Annotated in this window: 28 protein-coding genes and 1 other RNA gene; 9 read left to right on the top strand and 20 right to left on the bottom strand. The window is 37.2% G+C overall.

Going from position 1 to position 25,486, the window contains the following annotated elements; translation table 11 throughout:
- Window positions 1–158 precede the first annotated feature (158 nt).
- Entirely contained in the window at window positions 159–3,281 is a 3,123-nt protein-coding gene (locus tag ACG9ZL_RS19695; protein ID WP_336952046.1) for a DNA translocase FtsK, read from the top strand.
- A gap of 762 nt (window positions 3,282–4,043) precedes the next feature.
- Window positions 4,044–4,664, top strand: a complete 621-nt coding sequence (gene rhtC, locus ACG9ZL_RS19690) for a threonine export protein RhtC (RefSeq protein WP_151957848.1) — start codon at window positions 4,044–4,046, stop codon at window positions 4,662–4,664.
- 386 nt (window positions 4,665–5,050) lie between these two features.
- Here the strand turns inward: rhtC and ACG9ZL_RS19685 are convergent, their stop codons facing one another.
- Window positions 5,051–5,542, bottom strand: coding sequence for a copper resistance protein NlpE (locus ACG9ZL_RS19685; protein WP_419361375.1), 492 nt, complete (start codon window positions 5,540–5,542; stop codon window positions 5,051–5,053).
- Window positions 5,543–6,246: 704 nt separating this feature from the next.
- Here ACG9ZL_RS19685 and ACG9ZL_RS19680 point away from each other — a divergent pair.
- A complete protein-coding gene (locus ACG9ZL_RS19680) occupies window positions 6,247–6,831 on the top strand; it encodes a 1-acyl-sn-glycerol-3-phosphate acyltransferase (RefSeq protein ID WP_419328221.1) in 585 nt (194 codons plus the stop codon).
- 171 nt (window positions 6,832–7,002) lie between these two features.
- Here ACG9ZL_RS19680 and ACG9ZL_RS19675 read toward each other — a convergent pair whose 3' ends face one another.
- From ACG9ZL_RS19675 to ACG9ZL_RS19660, 4 genes are all read right to left on the bottom strand, one after another.
- Window positions 7,003–7,347, bottom strand: a complete 345-nt coding sequence (locus tag ACG9ZL_RS19675) for a hypothetical protein (RefSeq protein ID WP_419361372.1) — start codon at window positions 7,345–7,347, stop codon at window positions 7,003–7,005.
- A gap of 144 nt (window positions 7,348–7,491) precedes the next feature.
- On the bottom strand, window positions 7,492–8,223 hold the full coding sequence (locus tag ACG9ZL_RS19670) for a sulfite exporter TauE/SafE family protein (protein ID WP_419361369.1): 732 nt from the start codon (window positions 8,221–8,223) through the stop codon (window positions 7,492–7,494).
- 231 nt (window positions 8,224–8,454) lie between these two features.
- Window positions 8,455–10,161: a flotillin family protein gene (locus tag ACG9ZL_RS19665; RefSeq protein ID WP_419361367.1), complete on the bottom strand. Its 1,707-nt coding sequence runs from the start codon at window positions 10,159–10,161 to the stop codon at window positions 8,455–8,457.
- 30 nt (window positions 10,162–10,191) lie between these two features.
- Window positions 10,192–10,836 (bottom strand): YqiJ family protein, encoded by a 645-nt coding sequence (locus ACG9ZL_RS19660; RefSeq protein ID WP_419328225.1) that lies wholly within the window; start codon window positions 10,834–10,836, stop codon window positions 10,192–10,194.
- 944 nt (window positions 10,837–11,780) lie between these two features.
- On the opposite strand from ACG9ZL_RS19660, the gene pnuC reads away from it, so the two are divergent.
- From pnuC to ACG9ZL_RS19645, 3 genes are all read left to right on the top strand, one after another.
- A complete protein-coding gene (pnuC, locus tag ACG9ZL_RS19655; RefSeq protein ID WP_419361364.1) occupies window positions 11,781–12,365 on the top strand; it encodes a nicotinamide riboside transporter PnuC in 585 nt (194 codons plus the stop codon).
- Window positions 12,366–12,384: 19 nt separating this feature from the next.
- Entirely contained in the window at window positions 12,385–12,681 is a 297-nt protein-coding gene (locus ACG9ZL_RS19650) for a hypothetical protein (protein ID WP_336952037.1), read from the top strand.
- A 734-nt stretch (window positions 12,682–13,415) separates the two neighbouring features.
- On the top strand, window positions 13,416–14,558 hold the full coding sequence (locus ACG9ZL_RS19645; protein WP_336952036.1) for a GGDEF domain-containing protein: 1,143 nt from the start codon (window positions 13,416–13,418) through the stop codon (window positions 14,556–14,558).
- Here ACG9ZL_RS19645 and ACG9ZL_RS19640 read toward each other — a convergent pair.
- Both ACG9ZL_RS19640 and ACG9ZL_RS19635 read right to left on the bottom strand, forming a co-directional pair.
- Window positions 14,555–15,829 carry an MFS transporter gene (locus tag ACG9ZL_RS19640; protein ID WP_419361362.1) on the bottom strand — a complete coding sequence of 425 codons (1,275 nt, stop codon included), beginning with the start codon at window positions 15,827–15,829 and terminating at the stop codon, window positions 14,555–14,557. The genes ACG9ZL_RS19645 and ACG9ZL_RS19640 overlap by 4 nt on opposite strands.
- A gap of 187 nt (window positions 15,830–16,016) precedes the next feature.
- On the bottom strand, window positions 16,017–16,220 hold the full coding sequence (locus ACG9ZL_RS19635) for an amino acid transport protein (RefSeq protein WP_419328228.1): 204 nt from the start codon (window positions 16,218–16,220) through the stop codon (window positions 16,017–16,019).
- 203 nt (window positions 16,221–16,423) lie between these two features.
- Between ACG9ZL_RS19635 and def the strand changes: the two genes are divergently transcribed.
- On the top strand, window positions 16,424–16,903 hold the full coding sequence (gene def, locus ACG9ZL_RS19630; RefSeq protein ID WP_419361360.1) for a peptide deformylase: 480 nt from the start codon (window positions 16,424–16,426) through the stop codon (window positions 16,901–16,903).
- Between the two features lie 74 nt (window positions 16,904–16,977).
- Here the strand turns inward: def and glpK are convergent, their stop codons facing one another.
- Window positions 16,978–18,459 (bottom strand): glycerol kinase GlpK, encoded by a 1,482-nt coding sequence (glpK, locus tag ACG9ZL_RS19625; RefSeq protein ID WP_419328229.1) that lies wholly within the window; start codon window positions 18,457–18,459, stop codon window positions 16,978–16,980.
- A gap of 130 nt (window positions 18,460–18,589) precedes the next feature.
- Here glpK and ssrA point away from each other — a divergent pair.
- Window positions 18,590–18,948, top strand: a transfer-messenger RNA (tmRNA) gene (gene ssrA, locus ACG9ZL_RS19620).
- Window positions 18,949–19,141: 193 nt separating this feature from the next.
- Window positions 19,142–20,287: a tyrosine-type recombinase/integrase gene (locus ACG9ZL_RS19615; RefSeq protein WP_419361358.1), complete on the top strand. Its 1,146-nt coding sequence runs from the start codon at window positions 19,142–19,144 to the stop codon at window positions 20,285–20,287.
- Here the strand turns inward: ACG9ZL_RS19615 and ACG9ZL_RS19610 are convergent.
- From ACG9ZL_RS19610 to ACG9ZL_RS19555, 12 genes are all read right to left on the bottom strand, one after another.
- A complete protein-coding gene (locus tag ACG9ZL_RS19610) occupies window positions 20,284–20,457 on the bottom strand; it encodes a hypothetical protein (protein ID WP_004723623.1) in 174 nt (57 codons plus the stop codon). The two genes, ACG9ZL_RS19615 and ACG9ZL_RS19610, sit on opposite strands and share 4 nt — an antisense overlap.
- Window positions 20,457–21,092 carry a GIY-YIG nuclease family protein gene (locus ACG9ZL_RS19605; RefSeq protein WP_287838984.1) on the bottom strand — a complete coding sequence of 212 codons (636 nt, stop codon included), beginning with the start codon at window positions 21,090–21,092 and terminating at the stop codon, window positions 20,457–20,459. Before ACG9ZL_RS19605 ends, ACG9ZL_RS19610 begins: the two co-directional genes overlap by 1 nt.
- Window positions 21,092–21,325 carry a DUF551 domain-containing protein gene (locus tag ACG9ZL_RS19600; RefSeq protein ID WP_419361355.1) on the bottom strand — a complete coding sequence of 78 codons (234 nt, stop codon included), beginning with the start codon at window positions 21,323–21,325 and terminating at the stop codon, window positions 21,092–21,094. The genes ACG9ZL_RS19605 and ACG9ZL_RS19600 overlap by 1 nt, the downstream gene beginning before the upstream one ends.
- Entirely contained in the window at window positions 21,322–21,714 is a 393-nt protein-coding gene (locus tag ACG9ZL_RS19595) for a hypothetical protein (protein ID WP_419361353.1), read from the bottom strand. Before ACG9ZL_RS19595 ends, ACG9ZL_RS19600 begins: the two co-directional genes overlap by 4 nt.
- A complete protein-coding gene (locus tag ACG9ZL_RS19590; RefSeq protein WP_419361351.1) occupies window positions 21,707–22,072 on the bottom strand; it encodes a hypothetical protein in 366 nt (121 codons plus the stop codon). The genes ACG9ZL_RS19595 and ACG9ZL_RS19590 overlap by 8 nt, the downstream gene beginning before the upstream one ends.
- A 76-nt stretch (window positions 22,073–22,148) precedes the next feature.
- Window positions 22,149–22,535 (bottom strand): hypothetical protein, encoded by a 387-nt coding sequence (locus tag ACG9ZL_RS19585; protein ID WP_419361349.1) that lies wholly within the window; start codon window positions 22,533–22,535, stop codon window positions 22,149–22,151.
- Window positions 22,535–22,864: a hypothetical protein gene (locus ACG9ZL_RS19580; RefSeq protein WP_419361347.1), complete on the bottom strand. Its 330-nt coding sequence runs from the start codon at window positions 22,862–22,864 to the stop codon at window positions 22,535–22,537. The genes ACG9ZL_RS19585 and ACG9ZL_RS19580 overlap by 1 nt, the downstream gene beginning before the upstream one ends.
- The gene (locus ACG9ZL_RS19575) at window positions 22,854–23,207 is read right to left on the bottom strand and encodes an acetyl esterase (protein ID WP_419361345.1); all 354 of its coding nucleotides are present in this window, start codon (window positions 23,205–23,207) and stop codon (window positions 22,854–22,856) included. Before ACG9ZL_RS19575 ends, ACG9ZL_RS19580 begins: the two co-directional genes overlap by 11 nt.
- Window positions 23,204–24,340, bottom strand: coding sequence for an ATP-binding protein (locus tag ACG9ZL_RS19570; protein WP_419361342.1), 1,137 nt, complete (start codon window positions 24,338–24,340; stop codon window positions 23,204–23,206). Before ACG9ZL_RS19570 ends, ACG9ZL_RS19575 begins: the two co-directional genes overlap by 4 nt.
- Before the next feature lie 11 nt (window positions 24,341–24,351).
- Window positions 24,352–24,513 (bottom strand): hypothetical protein, encoded by a 162-nt coding sequence (locus ACG9ZL_RS19565; protein WP_419361339.1) that lies wholly within the window; start codon window positions 24,511–24,513, stop codon window positions 24,352–24,354.
- Window positions 24,513–25,094, bottom strand: a complete 582-nt coding sequence (locus tag ACG9ZL_RS19560; RefSeq protein WP_419361337.1) for a hypothetical protein — start codon at window positions 25,092–25,094, stop codon at window positions 24,513–24,515. The genes ACG9ZL_RS19565 and ACG9ZL_RS19560 overlap by 1 nt, the downstream gene beginning before the upstream one ends.
- 2 nt (window positions 25,095–25,096) lie before the next feature.
- Entirely contained in the window at window positions 25,097–25,243 is a 147-nt protein-coding gene (locus ACG9ZL_RS19555) for a hypothetical protein (RefSeq protein ID WP_171287898.1), read from the bottom strand.
- Between the last annotated feature and the right edge of the window lie 243 nt (window positions 25,244–25,486).

Raw genomic sequence — 25,486 nt, 5'->3', positions numbered from 1 at the left:
AATAAAAGCTTAAATTTCTAACAATGCTTTACAACACAAGTAAATAATAGTGCATCTTTTTTTTAAGAACAGGTGCATAATATAAAAATTTCTTCTCTCAAGAAAGCTGATCAAGCTTCAGAAAAGAGTAATTTGAACAATTGGTTACAGGATAGTATATGACTGCGGTGTCAAATGTTTATGCACAGCGCTTTTTAACAACAATATTCTTGATTTCATTTGGGATATATCTGTTCCTTGCAACAGTGACATATACTCCATTTGATCCAGGCTGGATGCATATTTCGAGTGATACACAACAGGTTTCAAATGCCAGTGGTGTAGCGGGTGCTTGGATTGCTGATTTGTTGTTTGGTTTTTTAGGTTGGGCAAGCTTACTCATTCCTGTATTTATTTTTATAGAAGCAGTCCAAGTGTGGTGGCCAAGAAGTTTTGTGAGTCGCCCGTTTCGTTACGCTGCTCAATTTTTTATTTTGCTTGCGAGCTCAAGCCTATTGTATTTGCTTTGGAATGTACCAGCAGACACATTAGCCAATGCTTCTGGTGGAATCATTGGTTATGAGCTCGGTGAAAGCCTTTCCCAACTGATGAGTATTTATGGCGCAGTTGTATTTATTTTGCTCTTGCTCATTGTTCTATTTACCTTAGCATTTGGTATTCAATGGAACAGAACGTGGACAACACTCAAAGCCATACCTGCTTATTTACAAGATTTGTTTTATAAAAATGTTCCTGAAAGTGAATCTGCTTTTGATTTGACATCCCCTCAAAAAAATAAAAATCATGCGCATACGCATAAGGTTGAACCAATAACAGCTCAAGCTGAATTCGTTGAAGCTGATGATCAGGTATCAGTAAAAGAGCATTTGATTGTTAAAAATACTAAACATAATCAAACAGCTGAACGCTTATTTGATGACATGATTGAACAAGAAAATAAAACTCAACATCATGTTCAATTTGATCAAGATGATATTGATGATTTGGAATTTGAGCGGACTTTAGAAAAAGCACATCGTCTAGAACAAGACAGTCAACGTACTGTTTCATCTGGTGAAGTATGGAAAGCCTTGCATCAAGATCAAGACCATAATCGTGATATTGATGCCTTGATCAAAGCTTCAGAAGATCAAACTGAAGAAAAATATGCAGATCATTTACCACGCGAGCATCAACATGTTGTTGATCATAGGCAGATCAATAAAAAATCTTCGCTTGATTGGGATGATGATCAAGTGTTTGATGAGTTGCTGTCAGTTGTGCCAAATGGACAAACAGCCACAGATATCCATACCCCATTTAATACTCCTACGGCGCAGACTCAAGTGGAATCTGGTTATGTAGATACTGCTGTTCATGGTGGAGTAAGCTTTGCGAGTGGGGTGGCTGCAGCAACAAGTTCAGGGGTGGCAATACAAAATTTAGCCAATGAATTAGATGAGCTTGCATCGCTTGCAGATGAAGAGCTTACTGAAAGCCCAACTGCGTACCAACAAAATCAGCAATCTGCAGAAGTTCGCACAACCAGTAATTATGCTCAATCTACACCATTTACTCGTGCCAATATTCAAACTAATCTAAATAGTTCGACCTTGGTCAGTGAAGAAGAAAAGTCTTTAATTGTTGCAGATAAAGATGCATTTAGAGATGCTTGGCAAGAAACTGCAGGAAAACCGCTTGATGAGTCAGAAAATGAATTGGCAGCGCTGGATGATGAGTTTGACTTAGATGCACCATTAACAGATGCATTTGGTCGTCCGATGTCACGTGCAATGCAAGTTGCAAATAAGCGTCGAGACTTACCAACATTGCCAGGTTATGAATTGTTGGATAAAGTCGATCCAAATAAAAAAGTTAACTTTACCGCAGAACAACTGTCACGTTTATCAGAACTGTTAGAAATTAAACTTCAAGAATTTAATGTCAAAGCCAAAGTCATCGAAGCCCAACCTGGGCCAGTGGTTACACGTTTTGAGTTAGATTTGGCGCCCGGTGTAAAAGCCTCGAAAGTAACCAATATTTCCCGAGATTTAGCACGTTCTATGTCGATGGCATCTGTGCGTGTGGTTGAAGTGATTCCTGGGAAGCCTTATATCGGGATTGAAGTACCGAATAGCAGCCGTGAAATGGTACGCCTGATTGAACTGCTAGAAACTCCTGTTTTTAAAGATCCAAATGGATTGCTTTCAATGGCAATGGGTAAGGATATTTCGGGTAATCCTGTAATTACTGACTTAGGTAAAGCCCCGCATATGTTGGTTGCAGGGACGACAGGTTCAGGTAAATCAGTTGCTGTAAACTCAATGATCTTGTCGATGTTGTTGAAATATACACCTGATCAATTGCGTTTGATTCTGATCGATCCAAAACAATTGGAATTAGCGAACTACAACGATATTCCTCATTTATTGACACCTGTTGTAACCGACATGAAAGATGCTGTCAGTGCATTGAATTGGTGTGTCAATGAAATGGAACGTCGTTATAAGCTGATGTCTTTTTTAAAGATCCGTAAATTAGCAGACTATAACCGTAAAGTGGAAGAAGCCATTGCAAATGGTGAGGATCTCATTGATCCAACTTGGAAGCCAAGTGATTCTGCGACACAAGATAGAGCGCCGCGTTTGCAACCATTGCCTTCGATTGTGATTGTAGCTGATGAATTTGCAGATATGATCATGCAAGTGGGTAAAAAGGCAGAGGAAATGATTACCCGTCTGGCACAAAAATCGCGTGCAGCAGGAATTCATTTACTTTTAGCGACGCAACGTCCATCGGTAGATGTCATTACTGGTTTGATCAAAGCCAATATTCCGACTCGTGTGGCGTTACGTGTAAACAGCAAAATTGATTCTCGTACTATTCTGGATGGTGGTGGTGCAGAAGATCTCTTGGGTCATGGAGATATGTTATTCCTAGGTCCGGGTAAAATTGATCCTGAGCGTGTACATGGTGCATTTATTTCCGATGATGAAGTCAACCGTATTTGTGACGCATGGCGTGAACGTGGTGAACCGAATTATGTTGATGAAATTCTTACGCCGTTTGATGAAGAACCGGCCACACGTGGTTTTGAAGATGGTGATGGTGATCCGAACCGTGATGCACTCTATGATCAATGTGTTTCATTTGTCTTAGAAACACGAAAAGTGTCTGTATCCTCACTGCAACGTAAGTTTAGCTTAGGTTATAACCGTGCCGCCCGTATTGTTGATCAAATGCAGGAGCAGGGTATTGTCAGTGAACAAGGACCAAATGGTAAGCGAGATATTTTGGTCTAATTTAAACAGCTTGCAATGAGCTTAGGCTCATTGCAATGATGTAGGTTTGAGAAATAGGTCGATTAAATACAAGAGCCAAAAAATAGAAAATAACATGATAACTACCATTTGAGCTTTACTAAATTGCTTTTGTTCAATGACCATAAATTGATTGGCTTGCTGTTTGGCAAAACTGAGAGTTTTAAAGGCAGGTAGAGAAAATGAAATTCAATACAGTAATCGGGTCATAAGATTCAGGTAGTTTAATCAGTACTGAAAAAACAATAAATCCTATAGACATCAAGTCTTATGAGAAATTTTCTGTATATCCTTGTTGCTTGGTATAGTTGTTTAATTATCAAAAGTTTGTCATGTTAAACTTTATATCCAAAGTTTAAATACCTTTGTGTAGGCGATGCCTCACTTTTCGTAGGGGATGCCAAACCTTGTGCTGCAAACAAAGCAATGCTTTGTTTTTGCTCATGGGCGAGGGGGACGTCCTGTACTCACGACCAACAGAGATATTCGTGTCGCCCCGCAGTAGAATAACCATCTATGATTCAAAAGTAAAAAACGAATGAGTAATCAATAATTTCTAAAAGTTCCTACAAAAACATAATCTTCATTGATGATCAATGAATTGATGGAAATTACTTGTATGAATAATTAGGTGGTTTAACTATTGTGATCAGTATAAAGAATTTTATGGATGTACAGATATCGATGGAAAAACATGAATTTTCACACTAATATTAATCTGTCTCACTGAACGGAATCTGGTCCATGTTGATCGCATTATGTACGTTAATCTTTATTCATTTTTGTGCCCTGATTACACCAGGCCCTGATTTCTTTCTGGTCTCGCAAACCGCAATTAGCCGTTCAAGAAAGCAATCTATTTTTGTGGTTTTGGGGATTACCGCAGGGGTGATGTTTTGGGCTTTTTTAGCTTTGGCTGGGTTGAATATCATTTTTGAAAAAATGGCATGGTTAAAGCAAGTAATGTTGGTTGTTGGTGGGATTTATCTGTGCTGGTTAGGCTACCAAATGCTTAGATCTGCTTTGAGTAAGAAAGAGACTGTGTCACAGCATCATTTTGAGTTACCGCAAAGCAATCTACGTTTCTTTCTTAAAGGTTTCTTAACCAATTTATCAAATCCTAAAGCGGTGATTTATTTCGGTAGTGTATTTTCAGTGTTTTTAGCCAATCCACATTTAGATGGGGTGCATTCATTATTATTTATAATTGTTTCCGTAGAAACGCTGATCTGGTTTAGCTTTGTTGCCTTTGTATTTTCATTACCCAGCTTTAAAGCCGCCTACCAAAATGCCTCAAGATGGATTGATGGTATCTCAGGTGGGATCTTTACGCTCTTTGGTGCATATTTGATTGGCCATCGTTAAAAGCATGCTCCAAAATTTAAAAAAACCTGCTTGAAGCAGGTTTTATTTGGGTCTGTAGACATTTCATAAATGGCTTGCGTTGTAGGTTAAAATTGAGCAGGCAAGGCATGAAACGAAGAGAATAGCGAGACTATTTTCGAGTTTCATAACGTAGGCTGAGATAATTTTAGCCACAACCCTGAGCAAGAACAAAGCAGTGCTTTGTTTGCAGCGCAAGGCGCAGCGGGGACTAGTGTGTTTTTTGCCGTTACGTCGTTACGAACTACTTATTTAGAATGACTAAATTTCGTATTTCGCGCCTAGTATCGCCTAAAAAACACACGTAGTCGCAAACCTAGACGAATTGTCAACAGACCCTATGCTGTTCTTCGGAAATAATTTAAAAATTATTCCACGTCTTTGGTTAATTGATAAAGTTCAGCATTTGGACCTTCAATCTTTTCACCCGTTGCAAAACTACGTGCTTCTAACATATTTTCGCCAACAAAGTATTTGCGGTTATCTGCATTTTTATCTAGACCGATAATCGATCCAGATTCATCAAAACTAAAATGACCTTGAGTTTTAAATTCTTTGCCTTCACCTTTAACCCCTTCATATTCTTCAGTCAGTTCATAAGTGTGATCTGATTTGAGGATGAGTTTGGTTTTGATTCCTGAGCAATCAGCACACGGAAGTAAGCCTTTGTATTCCCCAGCCCAGTCCAAGCTACTTTGAGCATTGTGTTCTGAATCAATCGTTGGGGTTGCTGCTTCATGCGATGCAGCAGCCTGTGTTTGAGCTGTCGCTTTGATATCCTCTGATGCATTATGAGTCGGCTTAGAACAAGCGCTTAATGACAGCGCTAAAATAGACATGATGAAGAGTGTTTTTTTCATAACATAACCCAAATGAATAAATAATTATATGTGAATGATTTTATCCAGAATATAAATTATCTCCCTGATATGAAATGTGAATTATGTAAGAAATTGCTGAGTAATGTAGTTCGATGTTAAAAAGTTAGGCTATTATAGAGTTTCTCTTATTGTGCTATTTTAAGTAGTCGAATCTATGTCTCATTTGGCTGAATATGTTGCTCGTATTTACAATGAAAAAAACCACAATCAAAAAAGCAATGATTAAATTAAAATTGAAAATGTCATTTTGCAATGCGAAAAAAATTATGAGCAAGATATAGAGATCATTCAGACTAGCAAAATTTATACTTTTCAGATGGGACACAATTGAAACAAAGCATAGAACAAGACAATCAGTTGTTTGAAGTGGTGTCTTGTCTAGGAAGCTGGATTGAATATCAGGTCCTTCACCAGTTAAATGTGAATATTCAGCCGTAAAAAATTCATTTTGATAATCATTGTGGTGAATTATATTGGATTAACTATTTTAACCAAACGAAAAATTGATATATGCAAATTCATTGCAGAATTTCATCAAAACTGAATATTTACTGACAAGTTTTTCGATGAATTAATTTTATACAATTATATATTAATTGCTGGTTTTTTATACGAAGTGGATTTTTATCTGATCTATTGGTTGCTACAATCCAGCGCAAATTCTTTATATTTTGGTGTGCTGGGTGTTTGAAAAATTAGCTGAACAAAGTTTAGGCTGGATGGGATGGCAAATTGATAACCATTGGGATTTAAACATCGACCAATGTGTCATGATTGCAGCACCGCATACTAGTAATTGGGATGCACTATATGCACGTTTAGCGCTGAAAGCTTTGGGCGTTCATGTACGTATTACCATTAAAGACAGCTATATGAAATTGCCTTTTGGACCTTTTGTGCGTGCTATGGGCGGAATTGGGATTGATCGCCGTCCTAAGCAGGATGGAGAGGAACGTCCAAGTATGGTTCAACTGATGAGTGAGCTGTTTAAGACCCACCCTAAATTGGTGATGCTGGTGACTCCGGAGGGAACGCGTGCAAAGCAAGAACAGTGGAAAACAGGCTTTTATCATGTCGCCACTAATGCTGGTGTACCTATTGCATTGGCGTATATGGATTATAAAAATAAGAAAACTGGGATTGGTAAAATTGTTTATCCAACTGGAAATTATGAACAGGACATGGCTGAAATCATGGGATTTTATGCTCAGATCAATCCGAAACATCCAGATTTATTTAGTATAGATACTCGATTTACTCACGCCTAAAATTAATATGTTATATATCTTTGAGACTGATTTAACACAATGATAGTCACTGTAGTGTGGAAAAGCGGCGAATAGCCTATATGCTTTTTCACATTATTTTTTTAAATACCAAGATATAAAAGCACTATGATTTTAAAACATAATGCTTTGCAATATTCAACAGTAAGCGGCTTATTTATTTTTAGCGTTGCTTACTGTTGAGTGTTGTACACCGCCGAGAGATTCACAGGCTGTTTTATAAATATCGTATTGCTGTTGAACAACTTCGTCGAGAGGAATTTTAAATAGTTCATCTCCAGATTTATAGCGATCGATGTACTCAGTGGCTTTTTCTTTACTCACTACAAGTGAGCGTTCATGATAAGTATTAATTGAACTATGCGCTAATTCTGCTGTTTCAATATTATTACATTGAAATTGGCTAAGTAGTTTTTCCGCAGTTTTAATTTCACTAGATGTGCCAAGTACACATCCTGTTAAGAGAATACTGGCACTTAACAAAAATGAGTTTTTCATCACAGATATTTAAGAAAAATGAGTGGCGGAATTGTAGGATGAATCGGGTATTAAAAATAGAGCCGATCGGATATTGTTTGCATTTTAGCAACCAGTTGTTGAATAAATAGCCAGTGAAATTCATTCAATTTTCTCTTTATTTTGCTAAAATAATGATGTTAGCAATAAGAAACAACCTGAGGCGAATAATAAACTCAGCACCAATTGTTTAAATTGTTTTTCTGATATTTTATAAAACATTTGCGCACCAATCAGCGCTGGAATACTCACTGTCAGTATGATGAGTGCAAAATAGGGGAGATAGATCTTATGGATGATTCCTTGCCACAGATAAATAATAATTGTGAATAATTGAATAGCAAAATTAAAATGTCTTAAAATATAACGTTGTTGTTGTTTGGGTAGGTTTTTAAGCATGACCCAAGCTGATGGTGCTGCACCACAAAAACCGCCGAGACCACCTAAAATACCACCAATAAAACCAATGCTTCCATCTGCAACTTTACCCAATGCTTGAATACGAGTAAACACAGGTGCAAAGAACATGGTTGGACACCAAATCACTAAAAATAACCCAAGAATGGTCTTAAAGGTATTTCCATCAATGAGGTGTAAAAGATAGGTACCGAGAGGTACACCGATCAATCCTGCAATAATATAGGGGAGAACAAGGGAAAACGGGAGTTGATGTTTTTGTTCTTTTCCTAATGCAATGATATGACTCCATAGCGAAGCAAACACCACCAATGGTGCTGCCAACTGTGGTGGTAATACCCAAATCCAAAAAGACATCGCAATTAAAGCAAAGGCAAAACCGGTTAGACCTTGAACAAATCCGGCAATCATGGCACCGAGAATAAAAATAAACCAAGTCATTTTAAACAAAATTGGATAGAGTTAGAGCATAGCATTGAGATGAGTAATCTTGGTTGAATCAGCCCATTTTAAAAGAAATCATGGGTTTCCATCATGACTTATTTTGATAAGCATATCTGTATCGTTAACATGTATACCATTAAAAACGATCAGATCATGAATAAAAATTTATGTAATAAAAAGCCCCTGATGACAGAGGCTGGTAATTAATTAAATAGGAGATGAGTTGTATTAGTCATTGCTTGGTTTTAACGATTGCGTTAAACCATTAATATCTCCGCCTTTAATGCCTAACTCATTCATTAAGCTATCAATCAGTGGGGCTTGAGAACGATAGCGCAGCGCACTATTGACCACTTGATCAGACAAAGCAATTTGATTTTGTTCAACAGATTCACCTGTTGCATTTGAACCTGCCATACCGCCTAAACCATTGACCTGGAGAATCTTGATATCATCAATATTCTCCATTGGTTTAACACTTTCACGAATGATTTCAGGTAAGTATTTCAATAAGGCTAAACGGATTTGCATCTCAACTTGTTCTGTTGATAGCACGTTGTTGGCTTCATTGACTGCACGCGTACCTTCAGCGTCGACTTGATATTGCTTTTCTTGTGCCGCAGCAAGCAACATTTTTGCATCTGCTTCACCTTTGGCTTTTAAACGTATTTTTTCAGCATCCGCTTGTGCTGCAATACGGACTGCTTCAGCATCATCTGCAGCTGCCTGTTTAGCGGCCTCTGCTGCTACAGTAATCGCAATCGCATCTGTTTCAGCAACTTGCTTTGCAGCCACCAATTCAACGGCTTTTAAACGCTCTGCACGCTGAGTTTCACGAACAGTTGTCACTTCTTCTTCCGCTTTTACAGCTTGTGCACGTGCTTGGTCAGCCAATGCTTTAGCTTCAGATTCAGCACGTGATTTTTCAGCAATCGCAATTGCACGATCTTGTTCGGCCAATTCAATGGTTTTCTTCTGTTCAACTTGGGCTTTTTGGATCAGCTGTGCTTTTTGAATATTTTCATTTTCAACATCACGTGCAGACGCAATACGCTTTAATTCGACTTCACGTTCAGCGGCAATCTGAGCTTCTTCTGCTTCGCGTTTTTTTGCGGCTTCTTGTGTTGCAATTTCTGCCGATTGCTCAGCTTTACGAATGGCGATTTCACGTTCTTGCTGAAGTTTTGCATATTCCTCTTCACGTAGAATTTGCAAGCGTGCTTGTTCTGTTTCTAAGTTTTTTGCTTTAATGGCTAAGTCATTGTCTTGTTCAATGTCATTGCGTTTTTTACGGCGGTCTTCAATTGTTTCAGTTAGTTTAGTTAAACCTTCTGCATCGAAAGCATTTTGAGGATTAAAATATTCAAAACTGGTTTGGTCTAAACCGGTCAGTGAAACCGTTTCTAATTCTAAGCCATTTTTAAACAGATCTTCAGAAACAACTTGCTGAACTTTTTGAACAAAATCAACCCGTTTTTCATGTAATTCCTCCATTGCCATTTCAGCGGCAACAGCACGCAGTGAGTCTACAAATTTACCTTCCACCAAATCTTTGAGTTCTTGTGGTGACATCGTTTTTTTACCCAAGGTTTGGGCGGCTGTCGCAATAGATTCAGCGGTTGGTTTAACACGTACATAAAATTCAGCCATCACATCCACACGCATACGATCACGAGTAATCAACGCTTGATCTGTGGCACGTTTGACTTCAAGACGAAGGGTGTTCATATTGACGGGAATCACTTCATGTAAAACTGGCAATACAATTGCGCCACCATTTAAAATGACTTTTTCACCGCCAAAACCAGTACGGACAAAAGAAACTTCTTTACTTGAGCGTTTATACAGGCGGGCGATAATAACCCCGATGACAATCAGTGCCATCAATATAATGCCTGCTAAAACAAGGATTTGATATAAATTTGAATTCAACATTTTATTATACCTAGGTTTGTTATTGAAAAATTAAAGTGGAGTTGCTTGAAAGCCTAGTTTTGTTCTTTGTGTCAAAATCACACTTTGACCTTGTTGGAAGATTTCATTTAATTCTGGTTCAACCAAAATATAATGTGTCTGTCCAAATTGATCGATAACTTTGGCTTGTGCAGGATAGTTTTGTTTTGCTTCGCCTAAAATAATCTGAGCTGTACGACCAATCAATTCGTCACTGTGAATTGCAGTGGTTTCATCTTTTGGTAAAATTTTTGCAATGAGTGCTGCACACACTCGCACAATCGGCATAGATAAAAAAAGACTGGCTGGCGCAATAATCCAAATTGAAAAATAATTTCCAGTGAAATTGAAAAAAATACTTTGCGCAATAAAACCAAATAACGCATAAACAGTTAGAAAAATGATCAACCAAACCAAGACGGGGACACGGCCAAGATAGAGCCAATCTAACAGCTGAACCAAAAGATTGTGATCTGTATGAATGTCTACATCTGCATGATGAGTTTCTAAGAGTTGATCTGGAATAAACTGGTCTAAGAAACCTTGTGAGGTTGAACCAATAATAAGGAGTAAACACTCCACAATACCCAATAAAAACATCAGGCAAAGACTCACGCTAAACAGTAAGTTGGATGAGTGTGTAAATAATTCCCACATATTGTTCTACTCTAAATTATTGTCGCGCGTTTTTATAAATAAAATTTTTAATTTGAACTGAATAATTAAATGATCATCAGTTAATTCAATTAATAAATTAAGTTTATCGGTTTTGTCGTATTGTTGCAACAAAATATTTTATGATATTAATTAAAATCAATATCTTATAATTTAATATATTGTTTCATATTATGAGAATTGGTTGAAAAGTAATGCTTGCATTTTAGCCAACTATTCCTTATAACTGATTGAGTTTACAGAGGGAACTGAAGACAAAAAAATACGCAATGATTGGGGTGATCACTGCGTAGAACAACGAATCTGCTTTCACAGTTCGGTTAAGGAGAAATGTTATGAACATTGGGGATTGTTCATAACTTAAGTTTGATAGTAGAGGTTCCCCTCTGTAAATTCATTGGTATTCACGTAAACAAGTGTTAAATCTCGTAAAGATGATTGAAATGTGATCGACATCAACTAAAAATAATACCTTAATAAATGTTTTTAAACATATTATTGACTGGAAATATGCTCTGTTGCGCTTTTTTTTAATCAGTTATTTATGTGATTTTTAAATGTAAAACAGACAGTTTCTATGCGCTATTAGGTTGATTTTTCCATATTTCAAATCTTAAATTGCATATTTCAAAAGAAATGATCAATTCGTCGTGGAGGACTGATTTATCTATTTGGTATCATCTTTAAAGAGGCACCATTTAAAAAATTATATTCGCAAATTGTAATTTAAAGACAATTCTATATTTTTTAATGAATTCTTCTTATTGCCGTAGCCATTAAAATAAACGCAAAACAATAACGTTTTTTGGGAATTTTGATTCAAAAATTATATTTCAGATCCTCATCTCAATTTTAGTGTTCGTTTTGCTTGCAATCATCCTGTATTTTTTCATAATAGCCTTAACTCTCATTATTAGCTTTTTACCATGTCACCATTAGAAATATTTGCGGTTATTATCAGTATTATTGGTGTCACATTGACGATTAAGCGAAATATGTGGTGTTGGGTATTTAATTTCTTTGCCTTTGTTTTATATGCCTATTTATTCTTTGAATTTAAATTATATGGTGAGACAATCTTACAATTGTTCTTTATGGTGGTGAATTTTTATGGCTTTTATCACTGGCTAAAAGGCAAGCAGCAAGTTCATGAGATTCGAATAGAGCCGATTGCCGTACAAACCGTAATTCTACAAATGATCATCGCTGCTGTTGGAGGGGGAGTATTTGGGTTATCGTTGCACTATTTTACTGATGCAGCTTTGCCTATTTTAGATTCCCAATTGGCTGCATTTAGTTTACTGGCAACCTATTGGACCAGCCGTAAACATATTGCGACTTGGGTGCTTTGGGTCTTTGTTGATATTGTCTATGTCGGCATGTTTATGTATAAAGAATTATTCCTAACAGCTGCTTTGTATGCAGCGTTTGTCGGACTGGCTGCATTTGGATGGTGGCAATGGGAACAGGTCAAAAAGAAACAAACGAGTAGCATGTATAATGGAATTTAACATCATTTAAGGGGCTGCCATGATTATTGATTTTGTTCAATTACAAAAACAAAATTTTGAACAACTTGTTGAAAAAATCATGGCTCAACCTGAGCATTATCTTGACTTTGATTCAGTCTCTGATTTTTACAAAGCCCAATGGTTAGATCAATTTCCACAGGGTACAATTTGGAATACTTCTGGTTTGGATGATGGCGCAGAAGAATTTTGTATTCAGATCAAATTTAGAGAGCTGATTTTTAATATAGAAATTCAATCAACTTCTATCGTTTTAAAATTTAACAGTAAAAATATTAGAGTTTATAAAAAAATATAAAGCCAAGTATGTTTGTTAAGTGTTTGAAAAAAATATTTTTATTTGATTTTTACTTCAATTGTATTTTAGTAATTTTGGAGAGATGATGATAAAGTGATGTATGTACTGAATTTAAATAAAAGTAGTGATGGCTTGTTGTTTTAAAACAGTATGATGATTAATACTCAGGTCCCAGATCAAGACTAGCCTAATTGGATATTTCAATTTTTGACACGGCTGAAATTAACTTTTAGAAAGTTAAAATATAAAATAAAAATAAATTAGAGTAAATTAACAATAAAAATGATAAAGGCGGAAAATCTTATTTTAAAAAGTGCTTGTATCCAACTCAACGTATATGTCCAAATAGGCTAAAGGTTGACAAATAAAGCTATTAAATAATAGTTGAATTCGGTCAAAGTGGGTAAGTGAAAATAACTTTACTCATTGAAATTTTAGGAAAACTTAAAATCTAAATTGATAAAATAAACGTAATAAAATGATAGTTCTTTAGGAAATATTTGCAAGGAATATGAAGGTTAATATCCTAACCTTAAGGTTTATTTAGAATAAAAATCTATGTTTTGAAATACACTTACATAAAATAGCTAGAATGTTATATTTAAGTGATAGATACAGATAAATAAAACAACGGATAGAAATTTACAAATTTATGGATTAGTTATTATATGAAACAAAAAAATAGAGTGGCAATACAGTGCTCAACGGAACACTTCATGCATGATGTCATGATTATGAATTGGAGTAATCTTAAGAAGTGTACTCTTGTGCTCCTCTTGGGAGGTGTTGCTGTTTTATCATGGATTGTCTGGTGGTTTTTTAGCAACGCTCAAGTTGAGCTACAAGCTTGGATTAATCAGGATTTTTATCCAACCTACATCAGATTATTGTCTTTTTCAGCATTGGGTTTTTTTACGCTTATTTTTATTATTCGTGCTTTAAATAAAATTTCTATTTTTGAAATAATAATACCGTATATAACCATCGCATATTTTGGTCTTATCTTTGTTTTTGGTGCACATTGCATCGGAGTTTTTAGTCCAGCATCAAGTGCAGGTTATGTCAGCTTAGTCACGGTGGCACTGGTATTATTTGAACGAAAAGTGGTGTATCTCATCATCATTCCAATCACTGGTTTTATGTTGATCAGCCTTGGATTAAGCCTAATGAATAAAATGACTTATGCACCAATTTTTAGTGAACACTTACAATCGATGTCGCTATATAAAAATACATTTTGGGTGTTTTGCATGTTGTATTTTTATATTCCGATTTTTTTTGCAAGTCTCGTTTTATTCGAGGTTCTCTTAATTCAATGGCGCAAAAGAGAGCAAATGATTCAGCGAATTAGCGTTCTAGATCCACTTACAGGTATTTATAACAGAAGGAGGATTGGTGAGAATATTGATTTATTAAAACAGCAGCAAAGCTCTTTTGCGATTGTGTTATTAGATTTAGATTATTTTAAGAGTGTTAATGATCAGTATGGACACGATATTGGGGATGCAGTTTTAAAACAGGTTGCAAAAATTTTGACTGAAAATATTCGTGAACAGGATGTTGTTGGACGATTTGGGGGAGAAGAGTTTATTATTCTCTTGAACAATGGTGCATTAGAAAATGCGCTGAGACTGGCTGAGAGATGCCGTCAAGCAATTGAAAAAGAAGAAATACGATTAGATCATCAACAGACGCTCAAAGTGACAGCTAGTTTTGGTGTCGCAGTATCAACGAATCCTTTTTTAACAACAAAAGAGGAGTTGATTCGTCAGGCTGATCAGGCCCTATATTTGGCAAAAAATAAGGGGCGCAATCAGGTTTGTCATTTCTTTGAAGTAGAACTTCCGCATTCATTTGAATATAAACAACGCCGTTAAACTGTTTCAAATTTTTTACGATAAACTAGACTTGTGATAAGGGTGATTAGACAAAGCACAACAATATAGTACACAGCACCAATATCACGATATAAACTTATCCATTGGACTAATGGCAGGGTCAGGCCACCTGCAATCGCGTATGCAACATTGTATGAAAATGATATTCCTGAAAAGCGAATTGGGGCGGGAAACATCTTGACCAAGCTATAGGAAACCACACCGACTGTGCCAGAAAATAGCCCAAGTAACATGTACAATCCGAAGATCGTTGAATGAGCGGTATGACCTAAGCTGTAATAAAAAATACTTGCGGTGATTGCCACACTGAGCGATCCCAAACAAATAACGCGCCCTGAACCAAAACGGTCAGCGAGCAAACCTGCCAATATACAACCCAGCATTTGCATGAGAATCGCCATGCTTTGCATCTGAAATGCGTCTGCACGTTGAAAGTTAAATGTGGTGGTCAGTAAATTTGGAGTAGATAGGATAATCACTACAACACAACCAGTTAAGAACCAAGTGAACAACATCCCAATTAAAACAGCAGATTTATGTGATGCCAAAACTTGCTTGATGGGTAGATCTTTTGAGAGTTCTTTACGCGCCTCCATCGCTTTAAATACAGGAGTTTCTTTAAGATAACTTCTTAGATATAAGGCAATTAATCCAAAAACTCCGCCGACTATAAACGGGAGACGCCAAGCCCAAGCATGGATTTCTGCTTCACTAAACTTAAGTGAAATAAACAGCGACATCACAGCGCCTAATAAGATCCCCAGTGACAAACCCGCGGTAAGCAAACCATTGGCAAAACCAATTTTCTTTGTCGGTACATGCTCTGAAACAAATGTCCATGCCGCAGGAATTTCTCCACCAATTGCAATGCCTTGAACCACGCGCATTAACAACAATAACAGCGGGGCAGCTAAACCAATGTCTGCATATGTTGGCATTACACCGATGAACAAAGTAGGGAGTGCCATCAGTAAAATGGATAAGCTAAACAGTCTCTTACGTCCTACGAGGTCACCAAAATGCGCCATGATCACGCCACCTAACGGACGGAAGAAATATCCTGCCGCAAAAATTCCATAAGTATTCAGCATTGCCCAAAATGGACTTAAAGAGCTGGGGAAAAATAGTTCAGCAATGATTTTTGCGTAAAATACATAAATAACGAAATCATAAAATTCGAGCGCACCGCCCAAAGAAGACAACGCAAGCGTTCTTTTCGCTTCCTTATTGAGGCCCAATTTTTCGTCCATGATGATGCAATGCCTTAAAATAGAGATTGAATGTAATCATTTTAATTGACTATTTTTTACTTAAAAAATCAATATTTATTTTTATACATCCTACTTATTTTTATATGTGATCGAGGTTATTTAAAAATCATTTTTCTTTAAAAGGATTGTATTAAGCTAAATTTCAATCGGGTTGAATATTGATCATTTACATGCGAATTAACCACGGAATAAGACTCAGAATAATACCGCATACAGACATAATCATTGTATTTTCAATAAAATAAGGAAAAATCATCAAAGTCATGCCACAGATAAAAGGTATATTCATTCTCTGTCTTTTTCCATAAATAAAATAGCCTAAGCCAATTGAGCTAAATATCAAGCCTAAAAATAGGGATGCTGTATTCATTATTTTCAACGATAGACTGGACGTTTGTTATTTACACGATCATGATTAAAAACGGCTTAAAAGACAAGCTGTCATTTGGTTTGGATAAATAGAAACTCATTTGTACATAATCACATACTTTTGCACAATAATTGAATTGGAAATTGCATTTCAAATGCTAAACTCATATTTATTCGATTTACATTTGATCAAGGTACAAGATAATGAGTGCCATGCTACCTGTCGCCCAACGTGGCGAAGACGTTTTAAAATTAATCGCAGTACCTGTGGCTGAAGCTGAGTTTTCAAGTACTTGGTTAAACGAATTATCCAAGGCCTTACAGACCACCATGTTAGAGCGTAATGGTGTTGGGATCGCCGCACCACAAGTGTATGTTTCTAAACGGGTGATTATTGTTGCTTCAAGAGCGAATCCTCGTTATCCAGATGCTCCTGAAATGGATGCAATTACAATGATTAATCCTGAAATCTTAGAAAAATCTGAACAGACTATCTTGGGTGAGGAAGGATGTTTAAGTGTGCCCAATGAAAGAGGGCAAGTGGCTCGTGCTGAAGCAGTTACTGTACAATTTTTTACCCTCACTGGCGAAAAGATTATTCAGCAATTTCATGGTTTTCCTGCACGTATTGTGCAACATGAAATCGACCATTTAAATGGGGTTCTGTTTGTTGAAAGACTTTAAACTGAACAAGCTTGGCTAAAATTTCATCTTGAATTTTATCTTTCACTTTAGCCAAGCTTTTCTAAGCAGAATTGTTAATTGGACTTTGCACGCTGCAACGCACCATTCCATAAGCTTAGGTGATATTGTCTTTGGTCTGCGCTCATCTTCGGCTCAAAAGCACGATCTAATTGCCAAGATTCGGAAATTTCACTGAGATTATTAAAAACACCTGCCTTTAATCCTGCTAATGCCGCAGCGCCCCAAGCGGTAGATTCTAAAAGTTTAGGGCGTAGCACAGGTACATTTAAAATATCTGCCTGAAATTGCATTAGCATATCATTTTGACTTGCACCACCATCCACACGTAATTGTTTTAAGGGGTGGGCGATATCTGATTGCATTGCAGTTAAAACGTCTGAAACTTGAAAAGCAATTGATTCTAAGGCAGCTCTGGCAATATGTGATTTATTGGTTCCACGTGACATTCCACAGAGTAAAGCGCGTGCTTCACTATCCCAATGTGGTGCTCCTAGACCTGTAAATGCAGGAACCAGAACGACACCATCTGTAGTGTCGACTTGGCAAGCTAACTTTTCAACTTCAGCACTATTTTTGATAATTCCTAAACCATCTCTTAACCATTGCACAATCGCCCCAGCCATAAATACACTGCCTTCTAAGGCATAATGCGATTGGTCCTGGCATTTCCATGCTAAGGTGGTGAGTAATTTATTTTTGCTATATTGAATATCAGTTCCTGTATTGAACAGCATAAAGCAGCCTGTCCCATAAGTATTTTTGGCTGTTCCAGCTTCAAAGCATGATTGCCCAAAGAGTGCAGACTGTTGATCCCCTAATACACCACAAATTGGAATTTCCGCACCAAGAAGCCCTGTGGCTGTATTGGCAATATAACAATCGGATTGAATGATTTTAGGTAGAACACTCACCGGGATATTAAAAAATTCAATTAATTCAGCATCCCATTGCTGTGTTTTTAAATTCATCAGCATGGTGCGTGAAGCATTACTTGCTTCGATGACATGCTCTGAACCTTGGGTTAAATTCCAAATTAACCAGCTGTCGACTGTCCCGAATGCCACATGATTTTGTTCAGCAAGCGCTCTTAAGCCTTGTATATTTTCCAATAACCAAACCAGTTTTCCAGCACTAAAATAAGGATCTATTCTTAATCCGGTTTTTTTGTGTATTTTTTCAGATAAATTGTTTTGAACTAACTGATTGCACCAGTCTGTAGCGCGTCGGTCTTGCCATACAATGGCAGGAGCAAGTGGTTTTCCTGTTCTCTTATCCCAAACCACCGTAGTTTCACGTTGGTTGGTTAAACCAAGTGCTTTAATGTCTTTGGCCAATAGTCTTGCCGATGCGATTGCTTGCTGTACGACGGTGATTTGTGTTGTCCAAATCTCCATCGCATCTTGTTCAACCCATCCAGAATGCGGGGTTTTAATTTGGGTTTCGCGTTGAGCAGAGGCATATACCTTTCCACGCTCATCGAAGATAATTGCTCTGCTAGAGGTCGTTCCTTGATCAAGTGAGAGTAAATAGCTCATCTTTTTTATATTTGTCCCTTGAAAAATAGTGATAGTAGCGCAATTATAGAACTAGGCGCATCATTTGATATAAATGTAGTGAATTATCTGCTTAATTTGCAACAATTATGTTATGATAGCTGTGTTATCTGGGGATGTTATTGGCTTCGACGCCGATGATGAAGCTCATAGATGCATGCCGAGAGCGCATTTTCTCTCGTAAATCAAATTTGCATATTTTAGTCGCAAACGACGAATCTTACGCTCTAGCTGCCTAAGGGCAGCTTGTCCGCTTCACTGAATACTTGTGGTCAGTGGACCCGACTGTAGCGCACGCACACAAGTCCGTATAAAGTCAAGCCTCGGGGCTTTATACTAAACTTAGAGGATCGCGTTTTGTACCCTGTTCGTCGGGTCACTTAATGTTAAAATAATTGACGATATCTAAGCATGTAGTATTCTCGAGTGTAGTGTTGGCGGACGCGGGTTCAACTCCCGCCATCTCCACCAAATTTGTAAATCATGATCTGTCACTTAGTTATACGATGTATCATGAAACTTAATAAGGTCTTGAAATTTAACAGTTTCAGGGCTTTTTTAATGCCTGAATATCTATCATGGACATAGACAGGCATTATTTGAAAATCACGCACTATCACTATATGATGTTACACAGGTGTGACACGCGTGTAACAGGTGAATTATGCTTTCAGACTCACAAGTAAAAGCTTTAAAACCAAAAGAAAAAAGATATTCACTTGCAGATGGTGAGGGTTTGTCAGTTGATGTATTTCCTACAGGTAAAAAGAAATGGATCATTTCATACCGGGTAAATGGAAAACAGACTAGAAAGAATTTAGGTGAATACCCTGAACTAGGATGCAAAGACGCCCGCCAGTTAGCTCGTCAGTGTAAAGCTGAAGCGCAAGGCAAAATGCTAAATTCACCATCAGTAAATGCTGTGATTGAAGAGTGGCTTAAACTAATGACGCCACGTTGGTCCAGTAAAAAGTACATAGATACAGTTATTTATAGACTGAATTATATTACTGAAGATTTTAAAAATCAGCCGATTGATGAAGTTGATAGAAAAACGATTGTAAAAAAAGTAAAAGAAATAGTGAATAAGGGAACACTTGAAACTGCTAAACGCTCACTTCGATTACTAAATGAAATCTTTAACTTTGCTATTGCTTCAGACTATACCCAAAAAAATCCATGTACTTTGATTTCTGATGTCATCCCACAGCAAACCGTTCGTAATATGCCGAGTCTTGATGCAGAGCAAATGCCTGAATTTTGGAAGCGTGTAACACAAAGCAATGTTACACCAGAACTGTTACACGCACTTAAGCTCGCATGTTACACAGCCGTTCGTATTTCTGAGTTACTTCAATCCCGTTGGGATAGTGGCGAAATCGATTTAGAAAATAGACAGTGGGTGATTCCAGCATCTCGTATGAAAATGCGTAGAGATCATGTTGTACCTTTGACTGATCAAACTTACTCGCTATTTAAAGAGCTATATGATCATAAGACAGATAATGGATATATTTTTAAGCACACTCGCAATCATGGTGAGCATGTTCGTTCTGAAAGTATTCTAGCAATTATTAAGCGAAATGGTTATGCAGGGCAGATGGTTACACATGGTTTTCGATCTTTATTCTCTACCCACACCAATAACTCAAAACTATTCAGGCCTGATGTAATTGAATATCAAATTGCGCACGTTCCTAAAGATCGTATTCGCGGCATCTACAACAGAGCTGAATATTGGGATGAAAGGGTAGAGTTGATGAAGTGGTATTCTGAACAAGTAGATAGCTGGATGAAAGGCGCTAATTAAGCACCTTCCTTTAATATTTCTTTTTTCATTCGCACCACGGTTGATGCAGTATATTTTTTTTGAACTCCAAATTCCTGATCTGGTGGATATTTCTCTAAATAGTATTTTTTGAAAGTATTTAGACATACACCTAATTCACTGGCAACCTGTGTCATAGAGTACCATTTCATTATCTCACCTCCATTTCATAAATTGCAAAAGTCTCTTTAGTGGTACGTGTCATTGGTGGTAAAAGTGGCTTACCTTTACCAGAACGCATACCGCCTTGATATTTTGGTTTAAGTGCATCAATAAATGCACCCTCAACATTATTTAAATCATGTTCTGGCACTGGTAATAAATACACTCGATCAAATATTTTTTTAGCTTCAGACACATGGCTTGCAATGCGTGCTGATGGATTTGTGCTTTGTCCAACATATACAACCTCGGTACCCCAACATAAGAAGTAGACACCAGAGTTAAAACCGTATTTGGGAACCTGCTGTAACCCTTTCAAATTACATATACTAAATGGCGCTTGTTCTGTAATTTGTTCTGCTGGCACTGTGATTTTTAAATTAAATGGTAAATCAGCACCATTGCAACGAACCATAAGGTTTTTAGAAATCCAACTTTTAACTTCCGAAACCTTAAATAGATAATCCCCACCATCAATTCTATAATGTGGTAAATACCCTGATTCAGCATAAGCAATAAGTTTTTCCAAAGGCAATGTATCAGGTCCAGCAATTTCATTAGCTGATTTTAAGCCAGTAGGGTATTCCGTAGTCTTGTGAATAATCACGTGTGGCAGTTCTTCCATCAACCTTCCTCCTTTTCTTCTTTCGGTGGTTTTGGCAGTGGTATCCAGTGAGTTACTTTATCCCACCACATTTTGCAGCAATCATCATGTTCAAAAAAATATGGCTCACACCAATCTGGACTGTCATCTGAACCATCTAGCATGTAAGTTATATTTTGAGTAACACCATCCACTACAATTAAGATTGGCTGCCCATATACTGGGCGTTTATTTTCAACACTAATCCAATTCACGCCACTTCTCCCAAACTCTTAACCACTTCACTTGGCAACCCAAACACATCACGAAAAGCCTTATCAAATTCACCGCTTGCAATGAATGTATCAATGCAGTTTTTCGGCTTCTCATATACTGCAATATAATTTGACAGTACGTGATAGATAACGTCAGCGTTTTTATCTGTAATAGGGAACTTTAAACCATTATCGTTGATTACATGAACTCGCACCTCAACGGCTAACGCATTAATACAATTGCTATGCAAATGGCGAGATTCCGACAAGATTTCACTCAATGCAACAGTCTGATTGAAATCAAGAGACATGGTGAAAGGCTTATCGCGGTAAAGCTCATCAATGATGTAGTTGGCTACAGCAATGTTTGTTTGTTGAATTTCAGTCATTGGTTGGCTCCTGTGCTGCTGCAATCATGGCGTTATAGATAAATTCATTACGTGAGTTATGGCTCATGTCTTGAATTTCCTCATCAAAATTCCATGTCGCATCAATCATTTTTGGAGTTGGTTGTTTCGGCACCAAAACAAACCCTTCAGGGGTGGCTTTGGCCGATTGCCACAAATCCCACATTTGACGCGTTTGGTGTTTGTTAAACATAACTCTGTTATTTTTAATGCTTAAATAATCAAAAATTTGATCATCTGTAAGCGTTAACAGAAGGTTGTCATAAACAAATGTACCTCTAAATTCAGTTTTAAATCTTTCAATCTCAGCCTTCAATGTTTCTATTTCTTTAATATCCATCTCATCACCTATGTGCAAAACCTTGCGAAAAATCCTATTTTTTGATGATAATGCGCAGATTTTTGCTTGAATTTAATTAGTCGTTTTGAAAGTCATTAAGTGAAAACTTCCATTTGTCTATTTGACCGTTTTCATTAATATTCATGATGATGTAATCACCATATCCACGTTCAGCAGGTGACAGTGTGTTTGGAACATACCCCTCTTCTTGAGATGAAATTACATAATTACTTTCATCCAATAATTCCCAACCACAACAATCTGCTACTTTGTAATGAATGCTTGCAGTCTTGCCAATTTCCCAGTTTTGTATAATGCCTGTAGTAATATCAATTTTAGGGCACCACATTTCGCCTTGTTTACAAGGGATATTCTCACCGTTTTCATCATCTTCTACGCCATTGATTGTTGAATCTTCCCAGTAGCGAACATGTGCTTTCACAAGTAAATATTTAATTTCCATCACACTTCACCTCGCATTTTTTTAAGCTCTTTAATCACATTTAAGGTTGCATGGTTTAATGCTTTCTCTGCGTCTGAAGTGCTTAAATTGTTTATATACAAACCCATTGCCAGCCACATTGAACAGAAGGTGAACTCTTTTACTGATTCACGGCCTTCTTTTTCTAAGACTGCGACAACTGGTGAAACAGCCTGTAAAAATACATTTTGAGCAATAACACTTGGTGTTGTGTCGATATCAATGTCTTGAATTTTGATTTGTTTTTCCATCACAACCACCACGCCATTTGCCAAAGTTGAAAGTAAAGTTTTAGGAGGGTCATGATTCACCTCGACGACCACGGTAGATAGAGGATTGCGGAATATAGGTATGTTTTTCGATTACCTTGTATTCAGGGTCATTGATTGGCAATCCGCCACGAATACGCCATAGTTTGTAAGCTGCATCGGTGAATGAATTTCGATAAACAAGACTGTCAAATTTACTGAAATCGGCTTTCATCGTGTACTTTTTGAAATCTGACTCAAATGCATATTGATCACGTGTAATTAGATCAAAATTGACAAGCGAGATTGGTTCTAGGATTTCACCGGTTAAGCTTTCAAAGTGAGTGCCGATGCGCACAGCATCAACACTTTCACCATTTGCCATAATTGCTAAATATGCTGTCATTGAGTCACTCCCTCAGTATTGAAGCCTTCCACTGCAATACGTGTGATTTCTGCTTTAACGTCTGAGAAATGAGATAATTCAATTGCTGAAAGGGCGTCTATACCTAAATGTTCACAGACTTCTTTAACATCGAGATTGTTCAAAGAAATAATGTCTTGAAGTTCATCACGCTGAACATCTGATATAGCGTTAAATTCAGGCGGGTTAGACCAAGCATTACGTTCTTTATCAAATACACATCCAAGCTCTTTAGCTCGCTTAACCATTGATTGACGCATGTTGTGATAGAAAGTGTGTTCTTTATCTAATGATTCAGTTAATTGATTCAGATCACTTGCATATACCGCTTCTTCACAGCTTTGAGCAAAGTTATTAAACTCTTCAATAGCCTTACTTGCTGCCAATTGAGCAGGGGTTAAGGTGTTAATGTGATCCTTTGCTTGGTTGATTAAATCTGCCAAGAACATTGGATTTTCTTTTAAATCTGGTACCCAAACCTCACCAGTTTCACCGCCTAAAGCACCCGCATTTTTAGCATGATGTGTGTCAGATGGATTGAAGTTAATAACTCGTGCTGTTTTACCTTCTTGAGTTCTGACAGTGGTTAAATAGCCCATAACATCTGCGATTCGATATAGTTCATTTCGATTTTTACCGCCTAAATCTGGACGATAAATCACTTGATCACCATTTTGATCTTCAGAAGCATGAGCCAAGAAAACAACATCTTTACCCATGCTAATGAGCATATGCACATAGTTCTTAAACATTACATTTGCAGCACCTTGTGCCTTTAATTTCAATGTATTGTCTTTTTGACGATTATTAGGAATTGATAGTAAGTAAGACTTAATGCACTCAAGCATTGCGCCCACAGTATCCAAAACAATTGTGTTGTAAGGTGCCAAGTCTTGCTCAGTCAGATTGCCAATGTCAGTCCACTTCTGAACCGGTACCACGGCACCACGACGTAATTCACCTGTACGATGTGAGCCTTTATCGAAGTCAAACGAGATTGCTTTATCACCAGTGAAACCCATCGAAGTTTTACCAAGACCAGGATCGGCATAGATATATGTGATGATTGCCTTAACGGTAAGCGCTTGATCAGCCGTAATAATTTGAATAGCCATTTGTTATTCTCCTAAGCCACTTTGCAAGACCAAATGTTTTTAAACCAACCACATGAACAATTCCATGAGTGACCATTTGCGCCTAAGGCTGTTTTGTTTTGAACGGTGCGACCACAGTTGACGCAATGAATGTAATCGATGCCATAAATAGGTTGTTTAGAAAGCATATTCATTATTGTGGCTCCTTGACTGCGTCATACAACTTGATTGCATGCACTATTGCGTAACAGCACCAGATATAATGAAAGGTGTAATCATTAGTGCTGCGTTCCCAAAAATCATCTAACTGAACGCCATCTTTATTTGGCACCCAATTACGAATTGCATCTACAAATTCAAACTCGTCGTCAGTATCGATTTGATCCAAATATTCTTTTTCTTCAGCTATTTGTTCTTCATCAAAATCTGTACATTCTTTCCAGTTTTCAAATTCTTGATTAAGGGCATCGCGTGCTTTTTCTGGTGAGTATCTTTTGAATTCGCCAGCCTCTATTTTTTCAGACCAATAACACGGATTAATCTCATCAGATTCACCACGGAAAAACTTAAACATGTCTGAAAGACGTTCAAACACATAACAACCCATATCACCACTAATCATTAATAATCCTGGGCGAGTAGTGATGTTGTAGTAATAGCTACTTGTGTTAGGGCGCTTAATTGTTAAATCACGAAATAAGCCTTGATCTAAATTGATTGTGAGTTCGTGATTTTCGATATCTTTGCTGAAACGCTCAAAAGTACAAGCCTCCATACTCACCCCCTTACCAAAGCGATATAGAACATCGCACCGATTAAAAAGATGATGATTGAGCCAAGGAATAAGCTTTGAGCCTTATCCCATAAGCGACGATTCGAAATCTGTTCGATCGTCAGTAGACGTTGTGGTTTTTTGTGTGACATAATTACCTCGTACTGAGTACAAGCCCACTTGTGATTTGCCGTCTAAGTGGGCTTTTGTTTGTGTATGAGGTAAATATCGCACTTCCGATATTATTAGTCAATAGGTAATCCGATATTTTTATTTTTATTCCGATATTATTTGAATCTTTTATGCTTTAATAGACAAAAGAAAACCCACGCAGGGTGGGTTAGAGAATTAATTTGAAAATTTATTTGTTGCTTAAGACTTTAGTTTTTGCCTCT

Origin of the sequence: Acinetobacter legionensis, from assembly GCF_048551735.1 — a bacterium.
Classification (GTDB): Bacteria; Pseudomonadota; Gammaproteobacteria; order Pseudomonadales; family Moraxellaceae; genus Acinetobacter.
Note: the sequence above shows the minus strand (reverse complement) of the source record. Positions and strands in the feature narration are given on the sequence as shown.